The organism is Bacillus sp. P14.5, from assembly GCF_003316765.1.
Classification (GTDB): Bacteria; Bacillota; Bacilli; order Bacillales; family Bacillaceae_B; genus Rossellomorea.
On record NZ_NIJF01000013.1, the window covers coordinates 25713 to 39224 of the forward strand.

Sequence of the window (13512 nt, forward strand, 5' to 3'; positions counted from 1 at the left end):
AAAGGCAGTACACAAAAAGGAGAGAAACCAGATGCTCGGCAACGGGATGCAGGAGTTAATATATCTCTATGAAAAAGTGTTGGACTCTATAGATGCTGGCGTACATGTAATTAACTCAGAAGGAAAAACAATTATTTACAATAGAAAAATGATGAATATAGAGGGAATGGCTGTGGAGGATGTGCTGGATAAGAACCTTCTGGAAGTCTTTCAATTCAATTACGGCGAAGAAAGCACATTATTGAACGTGCTTCGGACCGGGAGCCCGGCACTGAATGTCAAGCAGACTTATTTCAATGTAAAGGGCAGCGAGATCACCACCATTAATAATACTTACCCGGTTTTCCATGAAGACAGTCTAGTCGGTGCTATGGAAATCGCAAGGGATGTCACAAAGCTGGAAAAACTCATTCGTGAAAACCGTGCCAAAAAAGATGAACCCACCTACACATTTGATCATATAATTGGCAAAAATCACGCATTTAAAGAAGTCGTGGAAAACAGCAAAAGGGCTGCCAGGACCTCTTCCCCTGTTTTGATTGCCGGTGAAACAGGAACAGGTAAAGAACTCTTTGCCCAAAGCATACATAATGGCAGTCCCCGCACAAAGGAGGCCATCATCAACCAGAACTGTTCAGCCCTTCCCGACTCCGTAATGGAGGAAATCTTATTCGGCGTCCACAAAAAGGAAGCCGGAGAGGTTATAGAAACCCCCGGCTTATTCGAACAAGCAGGCAGCGGCACTTTAATCCTTGATGAAATCAACAGTTTAAGCCTTGCGCTGCAAACCAAGCTGCTGAAAGCATTGAAGGAGAAAAAGACCTGCAGGCTTGGTGCTGACACAGACAGGCCGATCGAATGCAGGCTGATCTGTACAATCAATGAAGATCCCATCGATGCAATTTCTGAAGGCAGGCTCAAAAAAGAACTTTATTATCAACTTAGTGTCGTTTCCATCTTCATCCCTCCTTTACGAGAGCGAATAGAAGATTTAGACTCATTCATTCACTTTTTCATCGAGAGATATAACGGACTTTTCGGCATGGATATCAAAGGGCTGGAAGATTCAGTTCAGGAAAGGTTCAAAAACTATGATTGGCCCGGAAATGTCCGGGAACTGGAGCATGTCATAGAAGGGGCTTTTAATTTAATGGGATCCGAAGATGTCATAGGATATAATCAACTTCCGGTCCACTTCAGGCAAAGGACCCAACTCTCGAGTGAAAAGAAATTGGAAAGTAATGCAGAAGACTTCCTCTTTGACGGAGATAAAGAAATCAAACCTCTGGAAGAATACATGGCAGAAGCGGAAATCTATTATCTTCAAAAAGCTCTTTTACATCATGATTTTAACATCACCAAAACCGCAAAAGCCCTTGGGATGAGCAGGCAGAATCTTCAATATCGAATTAAGAAGTTCGATATTGGACGTTCTGATTAAGGGGAGACAAAGAAAAGCAGCCGGCCGGATTAGGCCCGCTGCTTTTTTGATGATCGAGGGTATATTTTATCCTGCTGACATATCAACTGCCAATACACTGACAGCGTCCGCCTGGCAAGCCCATCGATTACTAAAAGACTGAATTATTCTTATTTGTCGTCTTCGCCTTCTTCTTTTAACTCTTCCATTGCCTGGTGAGTCTGAGGAAATCCATTCGCTGACCATTCAGCTCGATAAGCATGGTCCAGCTCTGTAAGACCTTTTTCCTCGTCCGCTTTATCTGCATCCGGGCTTTCCCTCTGATCTATCTTCTTGCTGTTTCTCATATCCGTATCCTCTATCACTTCAGCATCATCACCTTTCTTCTTCTTGATAGCTGCGGTGGCCAGGGCTGCTCCTCCTGCTGAAACCAGTGATCCCACGATCAGACCCTTAGTCGATTTTTTCATGGTAACCCTCCATTTCAATTTATGTCTCTTTTCTCTATACCCTTTTTTTCGTCTTTTAAAAACGCAGTTTTCAGAAACCTCTAGAGACGAAGGACACCAGAGCCTAAAAGACCGCGCTCTGGTGGCTATCAGGAATACGACGAGGGACACCAGAATCTAAAAAATCGTCCTCTGATGGCTCTCGGAAAGACTACGAAGGATACCAGAACCCCAAATATCGCCCTCTGCTGGCTCTCGGAAAGACGACGAGGAACACCTGACCCAAAAAAACTCACTCTGGAGGCTCTCGGAAATTTTTCATCACAAAAAAGAACCAGCTGTATCAGCTGGTTCTCAATCAATCATTATTTTTTGATTAGGTCTTCACGCTCGGATTGCTCAATCCACTCTTCAAGCTTGTCTTTAAGAGTGTTGAATCCAGTTGGAGCAGATTCAGCTGCTGCAGCCGGTTTCACACTTCCTTGACGACGCTTAGGCTTTTTCGCAGCAGAAGCAGCTGCAGCTTTAGGCTCTTCTGCAGGCGGCTCTTCAGTAGCGCGGATAGAAAGGCTGATTTTGCCTGCCGCTTCATCGACTGATAAAACTTTTACATTGACTTCATCTCCAACACTTAGATGCTCATTGACATCTTTAACGAATCCGTGTGTGATTTCGGAAATATGAACAAGTCCTTGTGTATTTTCATCAAGAGCAACAAATGCACCGTATGGCTGAATGCCTGTTACTTTACCTGTTACAACGTTTCCTGTTTCGTATTTTGTACTCATGGGAACAACTCCTAATTATATATAAATTTTCTCCTTTTTACGCAATTATAAATTATATCACAGTTGACAAGCTTACGCAAAAGTTCTCTATATTTTTAGGTTCGTTTCACTATTTTTAACAAAGAGCAAGTCCTCTTGCTGGCGCCATGCATTCATCTGCTATAAGAAATTACCCGCTTCTTACTGTATGGTTTTCCCGTTTTAAAAACGATAAAACATAGAAAACTGCATATTTTCATCCCGCTTCTACAATTCATCTTGCAGGTGGAAATCATTCCACTTATCTGGTTCTGCAAAGTCATTTTCTTTTAATTTTTGATAGTAAGGCAAGATTCGCACTGCCGTCTCAGAATGTTCATGAAGCTCTAATATTTCTTCATACGATTCTTTTATATCCTCTTTCAGCGTTCCGTTTTTATTAAAAAGAGGTTGTGCAGTGGATCCCTTGGTATACATCCTCAGCAAAGCAGTGTATTCCATTTTGAACTCTTCACGGAACTCAGAGTCTTCCGGAAGACCAGCCAGGACTTCTTCATAAAGGAGAAGATTTTTCCCAGCGCTGGACCAGTTCGTAGAAATGACTCCTCCATTCAAGCTACCCGGCAAACTCTTAAGCTTAAGGACGTTCAAATATACCTCAGGCAGTTCCCCGGACGAAAGAACAAAAGTAATGTATTCCATATCAGTGTCTGCCCTGAACCTGCGGGAGGTATCTGAATAAGTCAAAGAAATTCCATTGCCTGTTGCTCCTTCAACTAGTTGAATCAGTTCGTCAGAGAAGCTGTTTTTCCTGTCAGTTAAAATATCACGGCTTTCAAGCTGGCCGTCAGCAGCTTCTCTCTCCCACTCTTGCCTGTATTTCTGCATTTCATTTTCATATATTCGCATAAGCCCTCGATGGGCATTGAAGTACTCCTTCACCCACTGGTCTGCTTCTTCAGTGGTGAGTGTTTCCCCTTTTACTTCAAATAGAATTTGCTGTGGAGTTCTTAACATATCATCCAGGCTTTCCTTCACTTCTCCCAGGAAATCCACGCCTTGTGACTTCACGTCTCCATCCGATAATCTTTGGAGATTGAATGAAACATAATTTTCAGCAGTACTTCCCATTTCTGTCAGCTGAAACCCTTCTTCTGTTAATCCCAGAATGCCAATCGCTTGTATTCTGCGGACTTTGTAATGGCTCTCTACTTCATCAGCCAGCTCTTCCCTCTCTGCAGCCGGCAGCTCCCCCTGCTCCCCTGATTCAAGCAGGCCGGCGCTTTCCCCTCCTATCATCTGTACTAGCAGTATTGAGGCAATCAGCAGAACACCGATGAAGCTTGCCGCGTAGGGCCAATGAATGACAATCCGTTTATCCCTTTTCGGGTTATGCTCTTTTTCAATTTCTTGTATCACCCGGGATACGTCTGTTTTAGGGCTCATGCTGTCATACCTTTCATTGAGCTTCTTCATCCGTTTTTCAAAGGATTTATCATCCATGATTCTTCCCCACCTTTTTTTCCTCTTGAATAAGAGCTTTTTTCAGCTGGTTCTTCCCCCGCAGCAGCCTTGTCTTTACGGTGGAAAGGTTTAACGAGAGGATGTCCTGGATCTCTTCGTATTTTTTATCATGAAAATAGTGCAGAATAATGGGGACGCGATATTTTTCATCAAGCTTTTGAAGGCAATCATGCAGAAGCCTTTCCTCTTCCTCCCTGAAAATCATTTCTTCTGGAAGTTCTTGAGAGGGAGACGGTTCTTTTGCCAGCTTTTCCGTTTTAAAAAGATGACGATTTTCTTTTTTCATAAAATCCCGGGTTACATTAAGGGTGACTTTATAAAGCCAGGTTGTGAACTTCGAATGAGTAAATTGATGTAAAAATCGATAAACTCTTATAAAAACCTCTTGAGAAATGTCTTGAATGTCCCTGGCTGATGCGCCCAATTGAAAGGCAAACCGTTCAACAACGGGTGAAAACCGTTTAACCAGTTCACTGTAAGCAGACAAATTGCCATTTTGAGCCTCCTTTATGTAGTAGTCATTTTCCATTTTCCGCCCACCTTTTCCTTTCATTTGTAATTATGTAACGCAGGTTTTCCAATAATTGTTTCATTATCTGAGAAAATATATCTGATTATTAGAAATCGTCTATACACTGAGTGAAAATCATAGTAACATGGGTAAATCATCTTGAGGAAGGAGAGAATTACTTTGAAAAAAAGTGAACAATGGTCATCAAAAATCGGCTTCATACTTGCTGCAGCCGGATCTGCCATTGGACTTGGCGCTATATGGAAATTCCCTTATATGGCCGGTACCAATGGAGGCGGGGTATTCTTCTTGCTCTTTATCTTATTTACTATTCTAATTGGAACCCCGATCCTGCTTGCTGAATTTGTCATAGGCAGAAGAGGCGGAGGAAATGCGGTCACCTCTTACCGTGCCCTTGCTCCTGCTTCAATGTGGCCGCTGGTCGGCTATTTCGGCACTTTCATCTCATTGGTTATTTTATCATTTTACAGTGTGGTGGGAGGATGGATTCTTTCTTACCTGGCGCGAAGTGTTTCCGGAGGTCTGTCCGGCATGTCCCAGGAAGAGTACGGGGCATTATTCGAGAGTATTATAAGTAAACCAGGGGAAGTTCTTCTGGCACAGTTGATCTTTATGATAATGACGATCCTGGTAGTAAAAGGAGGGATAAAAACGGGAATTGAGCGCGCCAGTAAATTCATGATGCCTTCTCTTTTCGTTCTTTTCCTTATTCTGCTTGTCCGTTCACTGACCTTGGAAGGGGCAATGGAAGGCGTCCGTTATTTATTGCAGCCGGATTGGAGCTATTTAACATCTGAGACAGTTTTGCTTGCACTGGGACAATCCTTCTTTGCCCTGAGTGTGGGGATATCTGTAATGGTCACTTATTCTTCCTATTTGCCTAAAACAGAAAATATGCCCAACTCAGCTTTCAGTGTCGCCGGACTGAATATCCTTATCTCTTTATTGGCGGGGCTGGTCATATTTCCTTCTGTTTTTGCTCTTGGATTCGAGCCTGATGTAGGACCAGGGCTGGTCTTTGTAGTCATCCCGGCTGTTTTTAATGAAATTGCATTTGGGGGACTGTTCCTGACCATTTTTCTCGTACTGTTGTTATTCGCTACACTGACATCGGCTTTCTCGATTCTCGAAATCATTGTGGCAGTCATGGAAAAGGGAAACCCTCGAAAACGCGGAAAATCTGCATGGTTCGCAGGCGCACTCGTGTTTGTTGTAGGAATCCCAAGCGCTCTATCATTCGGAGTCTTGACCGACTATCAGATTATCGGATTGCCGTTTTTTGACTTTGCCGACTTCATCGCCAGCAATATCGGTCTGCCGGTTGGCGCCTTGCTGATCAGTATCTTTACCGCCTATGTACTGAAGAAATCCGATGTGAAGGAAGAACTTCAAAGAGGATCCGGCATGTCGGACGGCCTTTTTGAAACGCTGTACTTCCTGATCCGCTTCATCGTGCCCATCGCCATCATAGCCGTCTTCCTTAATTCAATGGGCATACTTTAAGCCTTTAAGGTACCATAAGAGACTGTCCCTTATGATGCGGTGAAGCATTAAGGAGCAATGCAGATCCCTCACATTTTGTTCAATGATAATGTGACTGATAATACCGCTCACATGGTAATATAATAGTATAAAGGTTAATTTGATGGAGGGATCTATATGTCACATTTTGGTCAAAATTTAAGGTTATTGCGTGAAGAACGGAATATCAGCCAAGAAGAATTAGCCATGCGGGCAAGGCTCGGTAAGAAAACAATTGAAAAATACGAAAGCGGCAATCAAATCCCTGATACACAAACCATTTTAAAGCTTTCCACTGTCCTTGATGTTCCGGCTTCTGAAATGATGGAAAGAGAGCTTCTGGAAAATCACCCTCAGGGGATCGATCAGGAAATTGAACAATTGATAAATGAAATCGGCACAAAAAAAGCAAAACTTATCCTTCGAAAAGCAAAAGAATTCTCTGAAGAGGACTTTCTGCGTGTAATGCAGATGCTCTATGAAATCAAATACGGCTCAACAGTAGAATAAATTATAATTACAATGTATAAATGTTATGGAAAGGGGCAATGCTTTTACTAAGCTTTCTAAGTATTCCCCCTTTTGTTTGATTGTGGACGGTATTGAATATCGTCCTTTTTTTATGCTCAAAAACGCTTGTCCCCCCAGGCGAGGGCACTGAAAATCTACTAAATTTTAGAAAGGAACAGTAATCAGAGGCACTTATCAGCAAGGTTCAATCCATTTTAATAAATGGCTGTTTGCTTTCGGAAAAATCTCAAGAGTTGGATATAAAGGTGTTCTCTCTACTTGGAGTAAGTATTCTTTTCTTTCTTGCTCACCAGAATATTTAAGGTGAATTTAGGCGTGATCTTACCAAATTTATTTTAAAAACAAAGTTTACGTAAAGAGCCTGATAAATAGAGGGAAAAATTCCCCTTATTTATTAAAAAGCACTGAAAATAGCTTAAAATAGAGGGAAAATCTCCCCTTATTTGAACCGAAAACACTAGAAAATAGGTTCTTTTTTTCATATAAGGGGAAAAACTCCCTCTATTTACTTCAATATGAGCTGAAATTTGCAATTAGCAGGAAAATTTCCCCTTATTTTTCGCTGAATATTTAATCAAGAAGAAGGCGGTTTCCGTTATAAAGCCCACTCCTTCGTGCGCCATCCCAGCAGAGTCGAACATCTTCAACTGTAATCAATACTCTTTTTTGGACTCTAAGAGAAAAAGAATCACTCTTGGAAGTGAGCCGTTCTGCCTTTTTAATTATTGTTGAACTTTTTCAGTGCCCTCCCCCCAGCCCCCCCTATTTTTCATATGCTGGACCAACCTATAAACCTGCCGGACACCCGACATAACATGAATGTTAAGTTGAATTAAAAGGTGTCACTTCAAATTGAGCGCTAAAGCTGAGCCTCCCTCCCACTAACTTTAGATGCAATCTAAATCAACACTCCAATATTGAGATTTAATGGTGTTTTTTACTCATGCAGGGTAAGATACAAGTACGTATTCTTATCAGGAGTGAGAGCAAAATGAATGATATCACTTACAAGGAAACCATTAATGGAGCAGAGATTTTCTACGAACACCACCGCCATCCGTCTGCACGTGAAACGTTTGTACTTCTTCACGGATTTCTTTCTTCTACTTTCAGCTTCCGGCATCTGACTCCGCTGCTGAAGGAACGATACAACGTAATATCCGTAGACCTTCCGCCTTTTGGTCAAAGCGGCAAGAAAACTGATTTTATTTATTCCTATGAAAACCTGGCCAAGACGGTTGTCCTGCTTATGGAAAAGCTTGAAATAGACAAAATCCATCTTATCGGGCATTCCATGGGAGGGCAGATCGCTCTCAATGTCATGAAACAGAAGCCTGATCTTGTGGAAAAAGGAATTCTGCTTTGCAGCTCCGGCTACCTAAAAAAAATGAACTGGCCTGTCATGATGTTAAGCTATATTCCTTTTTTCCATGTCTATGTGAAACTATGGCTTTCAAAATCGGGAGTCCGCCAAAACCTTGAGAATGTTGTCCATGATAGCAAGATGATTAACGATGAAATGATGTATGGCTATCTGAAGCCCTTCCTGGATGATGATATTTTCAGGGCGCTCACAAGGATGATCCGCCAGCGTGAAGGTGACTTAAGCCAGCAGGATCTTCAGAAGATACAGACTCCATGCCTGATGATATGGGGAAAACATGACCGTGTCGTTCCTCTCAGCATAGGAAAGAGACTCCATAAAGACCTGCCGAATTCCAAATTGATCGTTCTTGAAAAAACTGGTCACCTGGTACCTGAAGAACGACCGGAAGATGTTTTCAACTATATACGCTCTTTTACAGACCAGGAATATGAAGAACAGAAGGCTGAAGCCAAAAGCCAGAAGCCGCTTTCAAACACTCTGCCTGTCACTTAAAAATTACTTTGAATCAAAAAACCATCATACAATGGGTTTTCAATCTAGTAAGAATGGCTTTTCTCTCTTTCAACATCTTATTTCAAATATCTCCACGACCGGCAGCTGCTTGGATTCCAAGCAGCTGAATTCATTTTTAATTCAATGTATAAAGATTGATGCTGGCTTATCATACGATTCTTTCCCTAATGACGTATTTTTGTCGCTCAGGCTCGATATATTTAAGCAGATGTTTTTTATCTTCCCGCTTTCTGTTTTAACATATGAGCTGAACACTGCTTTCCATAGACGACAGAGCCTAAATGATGTCAACTGCTTGCAGTAATTCGGCCTGTTGGTATAACCAGCCTAAACTTAAGAAGGATGTGACACGGATGCATAATTTTGATTTTTCGCCGGATCGCAAAGGCACTTCATCAGTTAAATGGGATTTAACCAAGACGGTTTTCGGCCGTGATGATGTACTTCCGATGTGGGTAGCTGATATGGACTTCCCGCCTCCTCCGCAAGTGCTGGATTCACTCCATGAGCGAATCGAACACGGAGTATTCGGCTACACTTTTACCGGTGATTCCCTTGGAAAAGCGGTGTGCAGCTGGATGAAAGAGCGGCACAATTGGGCGGTCAAGGAAAGTTCTCTGTTATACAGTTCCGGAATTGTACCCGCCATTGCCACCATAATCAATGCTTTCACCGAAGAAGGAGACGGTATCCTGATGCACTCCCCAGTATATACCCCCTTTTTCAGTCTTGCCGAAAGTAATGGCCGAGTAGTGAGGAAAGCACCTTTAATAATCAAACATGGGCAGTACACGGTCGACTTTCATGCCTTTGAAGAGGCCTTAAAACAAGGAGTCAAACTTTTCTTGCTATGCAGCCCCCATAACCCGGGCGGACGTGTCTGGACAAAGGATGAATTGTTAAAAATGGCCGAACTGTGTAAAACGTACAATGTCCTCATTATTTCAGACGAGATCCACGCAGATCTTGTTCATAAGCCAAATAAGCACATCCCTATCGCTTCACTTGAAAAAGAAATTGAAGAAATCACCCTTACTCTTGCGGCCCCGAGTAAAACCTTTAATATCGCGGGACTTCAAGCTTCAGCGATGATTATTCCGAATAAAGATCTCAGGGAAAAGGTTGCTGAAGAACACCAGAAACAAGGGATTTTCACACTGAACACTTTCGGGGTCGTCGGAATGGAAGCGGCTTACCGGCATGGGGACGCCTGGCTGGACAGCCTGCTGTCGTATCTGTCCGAAAACATTAGAGAAGTTACAACTTTTGTGGAAAAAGAACTACCGGAGCTTTCCGTAATGGATCCGGAAGCCACTTATCTATTGTGGTTTGATTTCCGGAAGGTTGGAAAAACCGAAACAGAACTCCAGGATCTCCTCCTGAATAAAGGGAAGCTGGCCCTTGAACCAGGCAGTAAATTTGGAGAAGACGGAGAGGGATTTTTCAGAATGAATATTGCCTGTACAAGAGAAACACTGAGGGACGGATTAGAGAGATTGAAGAAGGCTTTATCCTGATGGAACAAGCAAGGGGCAGGAACCCTTGCCTGTTTTTATTAGATGGACTTGAAATCCACTTGCTATGCCGGAGGTCCAAAGAATTTTTCGCATGGTATGAATAGGCTCTGTTCATGATAGGAAAAAGTTAGTTTCCTGACACTCCACTTCATCTTTGATCATTTTCCTTCATAGAGTTACCAGTTACATCTAAAATAGGCGGAACTTTTCCGCTTAAGCTGTGAAATAGCTCTCGATTTGGGGTAGATAAGCGGAATTTTTCCGCTTAAGCAGAGAAAAAAGACTCATTTTCGCATTTTTTAAGCAAATAAGGGAAATTATTCCGCTTATTTTAACTATTTTAAGTGTTACTTTCTTAAATAAACGGAATTTCTTTCCTTATTTCACTGGTGGTTTAGATTGGCATAGCACCTGCCTTTAAATACACATTACAATTCAGGTAAACCCACTCCCTCGCTTCTTATTCTTGTTAAAATAAAAAACCGACAACCATTCGGTTATCAGTTTTTACTCTTTTTCTTTCTCACTCGTTATTTCGCCGCAGGCAATCCTCATCCCTGAGTCCCCGGCAGGCTGTGACATTCCATCATCTTGTCCCTCATTAATGATAATGGAAGTTCCTTCTTTTGTATAAAGAGATGCCGGCCCTTTAGAAAGCGTCACTAATGGAGCCATGATTTTCCCCTTAAATGAGCCATCATCTTCCACTATCAAATTGGGAAGGTCTCCTGCATGAGCCCCCTTGGGATGAAGCAGACCATGCTCTTTGTCCTCTGGATTAAGATGGTTTCCTGCTGACTCGAAATCAGGCGGTTCGCACTCACCTTTTTCATGAATATGGATGGCGTGGACTCCAGGCGGCAGACCAACCAAATCCATGTCGAGTTCAACACCGGAAGCCAGCTCCTGAATGGTAATTTTCCCTAAAGAATCACCGACAGGATTCTTTATATCCACCTCGGTTTTCTTCGGATTCTCCAACGCGCAGCCTTGAAGCAGCAAAGCAGAAGCCAGCACCCCAGTCACGATCCTTGCTTGCATGTTATCCCCTCCAGCAACAAAATCATCTATACCATTGTTGCCATAGCACGATAAAAATATTCTTTATGCAGCAATTTTGCCGATACAGGGACTGCTTGCGGACTCGCGCGCTGTCCGAGGAATACTAACCTTGATGTTAGACTTTTTGCTAAGAGTCTAAAGAAGCTAAGTACTTCCTACACATCCAGCAGGACAAACACTCACACATATTTATAAAGTTTCCACTTGAGGACACATTTCATGCCGAAACCAGTAACTCATGTACTCACCGGCGCCATGTGGATACATATCTCTCTCCGAAACCAGTAACTCATGTACTCACCGGCACCATGTGGATACACATCTCACTCTCAAACCACTAACTCATGTACTCACCGGCACCATGTGGATATAGATCTCACTCTCAAACCACTAACTCATGTACTCACCGGCCTGATGTGGATACATATCTTACTCCGAAACCACTAACTCATGTACTCACCGGCCTGATGTGGATACACATCTCACGCCCAAACCACCAACTCATGTACTCAGCAACACCATGTGGATACATATCTCTCTCCAAAACCACTAACTCATGTACTCACCGGCGCCATGTGGATACATATCTCACTCCAAAACCACTAACTCATGTACTCAGCGGCCTGATGTGGACATCTCACGCCCAAACCACTAACTCATGTACTCAGCGGCGCCATGTGGATACACATCTCACGCCCAAACCACTAACTCATGTACTCAGCTACACCATGTGGATACATATCTCTCTCCGAAACCACTAACTCATGTACTCACCGGCACCATGTGGAGACATATCTCACTCCGAAACCACTAACTCATGTACTCACCGGCCCAATGTGGATACACATCTCACGCCCAAACCACTAACTCATGTACTCACCGGCACCATGTGGATACACATCTCACGCCCAAATCACTAACTCATGTACTCAGCAACACCATGTGGATACATATCTTCACTCTAAACGAACTACTCATGTACTCAACACCGCAGTGTGAGTGCACATCATTTGACGACAAACACTCAACCCCTGCCGTCTTCCTCTGCAGCCTTCCTCGCTTCTTCTTCGGCCAGTTTTGTTTTCTCTTCTTCTTTTTTCGATATTTTAATGATCCAGCGGAAGGTCAGTACCGCGGCAGTGCCAAATAAAATGATCCAGAAAGCTGCTGGAATATATTCTGTTTTGTCTTCGGGAAAATATAGAAACAGATTCAAGATAAATGCTTGAAACATAGTAATCTCCTTTCAAACTTCCAAACTGTAGCCATTATATCAATTCCAATGGTTTAAAACCATGTCCAAAAATCAAACAAAAGCAGCTGCTCCCAATGGCTCAGCTGCTTCCTGCTTTCTTATTCCTTCACAATTTCGATTTTCTGGATGACGACATCTTCGGCCGGCTTGTCGTTGGCGCCTTTTTCTACAGCGGCGATTTCGTCGACTACTTCCATGCCTTCGATTACTTGCCCAAAGACAGTGTGTTTGTTATCAAGGTGAGGTGTTCCGCCGCGCTCCATATACGTTTCAATCGCTTTTTTACCAAAACCAGCTTCAACCATCTGCTGTTCCAGAGAAGGATCGACACTTGAATTCTGTACGATGAAGAACTGGCTTCCGTTTGTGCCAGGACCTGCATTGGCCATTGAAAGGGCACCGCGGATGTTCAACAATTCTTTAGAAAACTCGTCTTCAAACGGTTCTCCCCAGATGCTTTCCCCGCCTGTTCCGGTACCTTGGGGGTCTCCTCCCTGAATCATGAAGTCAGTGATGACTCGGTGGAAGATGACTCCATCGTAGTACCCTTCCTGGCTGTGTGTCATAAAGTTCTCTACCGCTTTAGGAGCTTGCTCCGGGAATAATTTTATAGTGATATCTCCCATGTTGGTCACCATTTTTACAGCTTTTTCATTTTCCTGGATTTCGTCCGTCAATTGTGGATAATCGACATCACTGTCATCCACCGCTTCTGCCGTTTCCTGTTCAGTTTCTTCAGGCTGGCTGCCGCCGGTATTTTGGTTCTCTTCCTGTTCATTCGAAGTCCCGCACCCTGACAACAGTAATAGGAACGCTGCAGCGACGATTGCTAAATATTTTTTCATCAATATTCCTCCATCTTTGAAAAATTGTTTTGTATGTATAATAGATGATAGTCCCTTTATATGGCAACACCCTCTATTATGAATTAGAATGAAAGTAATTGCTATATGAAATTAAGGCTGTTTTTGTATATACTGTTTCTATTGAAAGGGCTTGGATCTCCACTCCACTCTCCTGAAAAAGAAACTAGT

12 protein-coding genes are annotated in these 13512 nt (G+C 42.9%); 5 read left to right on the forward strand and 7 right to left on the reverse strand.

Annotated elements, in window-relative coordinates:
* Positions 1-31 precede the first annotated feature (31 nt).
* A complete protein-coding gene (locus tag B9Z54_RS01170; RefSeq protein ID WP_113926709.1) occupies positions 32-1441 on the forward strand; it encodes a sigma-54 interaction domain-containing protein in 1410 nt (469 codons plus the stop codon).
* A 149-nt stretch (positions 1442-1590) separates the two neighbouring features.
* Here B9Z54_RS01170 and B9Z54_RS01175 read toward each other — a convergent pair whose 3' ends face one another.
* The 4 genes from B9Z54_RS01175 to B9Z54_RS01190 all read right to left on the reverse strand — a co-directional run bounded on the left by B9Z54_RS01175 (position 1591) and on the right by B9Z54_RS01190 (position 4689).
* On the reverse strand, positions 1591-1890 hold the full coding sequence (locus B9Z54_RS01175) for a hypothetical protein (protein ID WP_113926710.1): 300 nt from the start codon (positions 1888-1890) through the stop codon (positions 1591-1593).
* A 344-nt stretch (positions 1891-2234) separates the two neighbouring features.
* A complete protein-coding gene (gene yugI, locus B9Z54_RS01180; RefSeq protein ID WP_113926711.1) occupies positions 2235-2657 on the reverse strand; it encodes a S1 domain-containing post-transcriptional regulator GSP13 in 423 nt (140 codons plus the stop codon).
* 246 nt (positions 2658-2903) lie between these two features.
* A complete protein-coding gene (locus tag B9Z54_RS01185; RefSeq protein ID WP_113926712.1) occupies positions 2904-4139 on the reverse strand; it encodes a hypothetical protein in 1236 nt (411 codons plus the stop codon).
* A complete protein-coding gene (locus tag B9Z54_RS01190) occupies positions 4132-4689 on the reverse strand; it encodes an RNA polymerase sigma factor (RefSeq protein ID WP_113926713.1) in 558 nt (185 codons plus the stop codon). The genes B9Z54_RS01185 and B9Z54_RS01190 overlap by 8 nt, the downstream gene beginning before the upstream one ends.
* A 156-nt stretch (positions 4690-4845) precedes the next feature.
* On the opposite strand from B9Z54_RS01190, the gene B9Z54_RS01195 reads away from it, so the two are divergent.
* The 4 genes from B9Z54_RS01195 (at position 4846) to B9Z54_RS01210 (ending at position 10161) form a co-directional block, all read left to right on the forward strand.
* A complete protein-coding gene (locus B9Z54_RS01195; RefSeq protein ID WP_240189755.1) occupies positions 4846-6195 on the forward strand; it encodes a sodium-dependent transporter in 1350 nt (449 codons plus the stop codon).
* 156 nt (positions 6196-6351) lie between these two features.
* Complete coding sequence (locus B9Z54_RS01200) at positions 6352-6723, forward strand: helix-turn-helix domain-containing protein (RefSeq protein WP_113926715.1); 372 nt, start codon at positions 6352-6354, stop codon at positions 6721-6723.
* Positions 6724-7735: 1012 nt separating this feature from the next.
* Entirely contained in the window at positions 7736-8623 is an 888-nt protein-coding gene (locus B9Z54_RS01205; RefSeq protein ID WP_113926716.1) for an alpha/beta fold hydrolase, read from the forward strand.
* Positions 8624-8997: 374 nt separating this feature from the next.
* A complete protein-coding gene (locus B9Z54_RS01210; RefSeq protein WP_113926717.1) occupies positions 8998-10161 on the forward strand; it encodes a MalY/PatB family protein in 1164 nt (387 codons plus the stop codon).
* 507 nt (positions 10162-10668) lie between these two features.
* Here the strand turns inward: B9Z54_RS01210 and B9Z54_RS01215 are convergent.
* The 3 genes from B9Z54_RS01215 to B9Z54_RS01225 all read right to left on the reverse strand — a co-directional run bounded on the left by B9Z54_RS01215 (position 10669) and on the right by B9Z54_RS01225 (position 13323).
* Positions 10669-11202 (reverse strand): superoxide dismutase family protein, encoded by a 534-nt coding sequence (locus tag B9Z54_RS01215; RefSeq protein WP_113926718.1) that lies wholly within the window; start codon positions 11200-11202, stop codon positions 10669-10671.
* Positions 11203-12247: 1045 nt separating this feature from the next.
* The gene (locus B9Z54_RS01220; protein WP_113926719.1) at positions 12248-12457 is read right to left on the reverse strand and encodes a hypothetical protein; all 210 of its coding nucleotides are present in this window, start codon (positions 12455-12457) and stop codon (positions 12248-12250) included.
* 119 nt (positions 12458-12576) lie between these two features.
* On the reverse strand, positions 12577-13323 hold the full coding sequence (locus B9Z54_RS01225; protein WP_113926720.1) for a peptidylprolyl isomerase: 747 nt from the start codon (positions 13321-13323) through the stop codon (positions 12577-12579).
* Between the last annotated feature and the right edge of the window lie 189 nt (positions 13324-13512).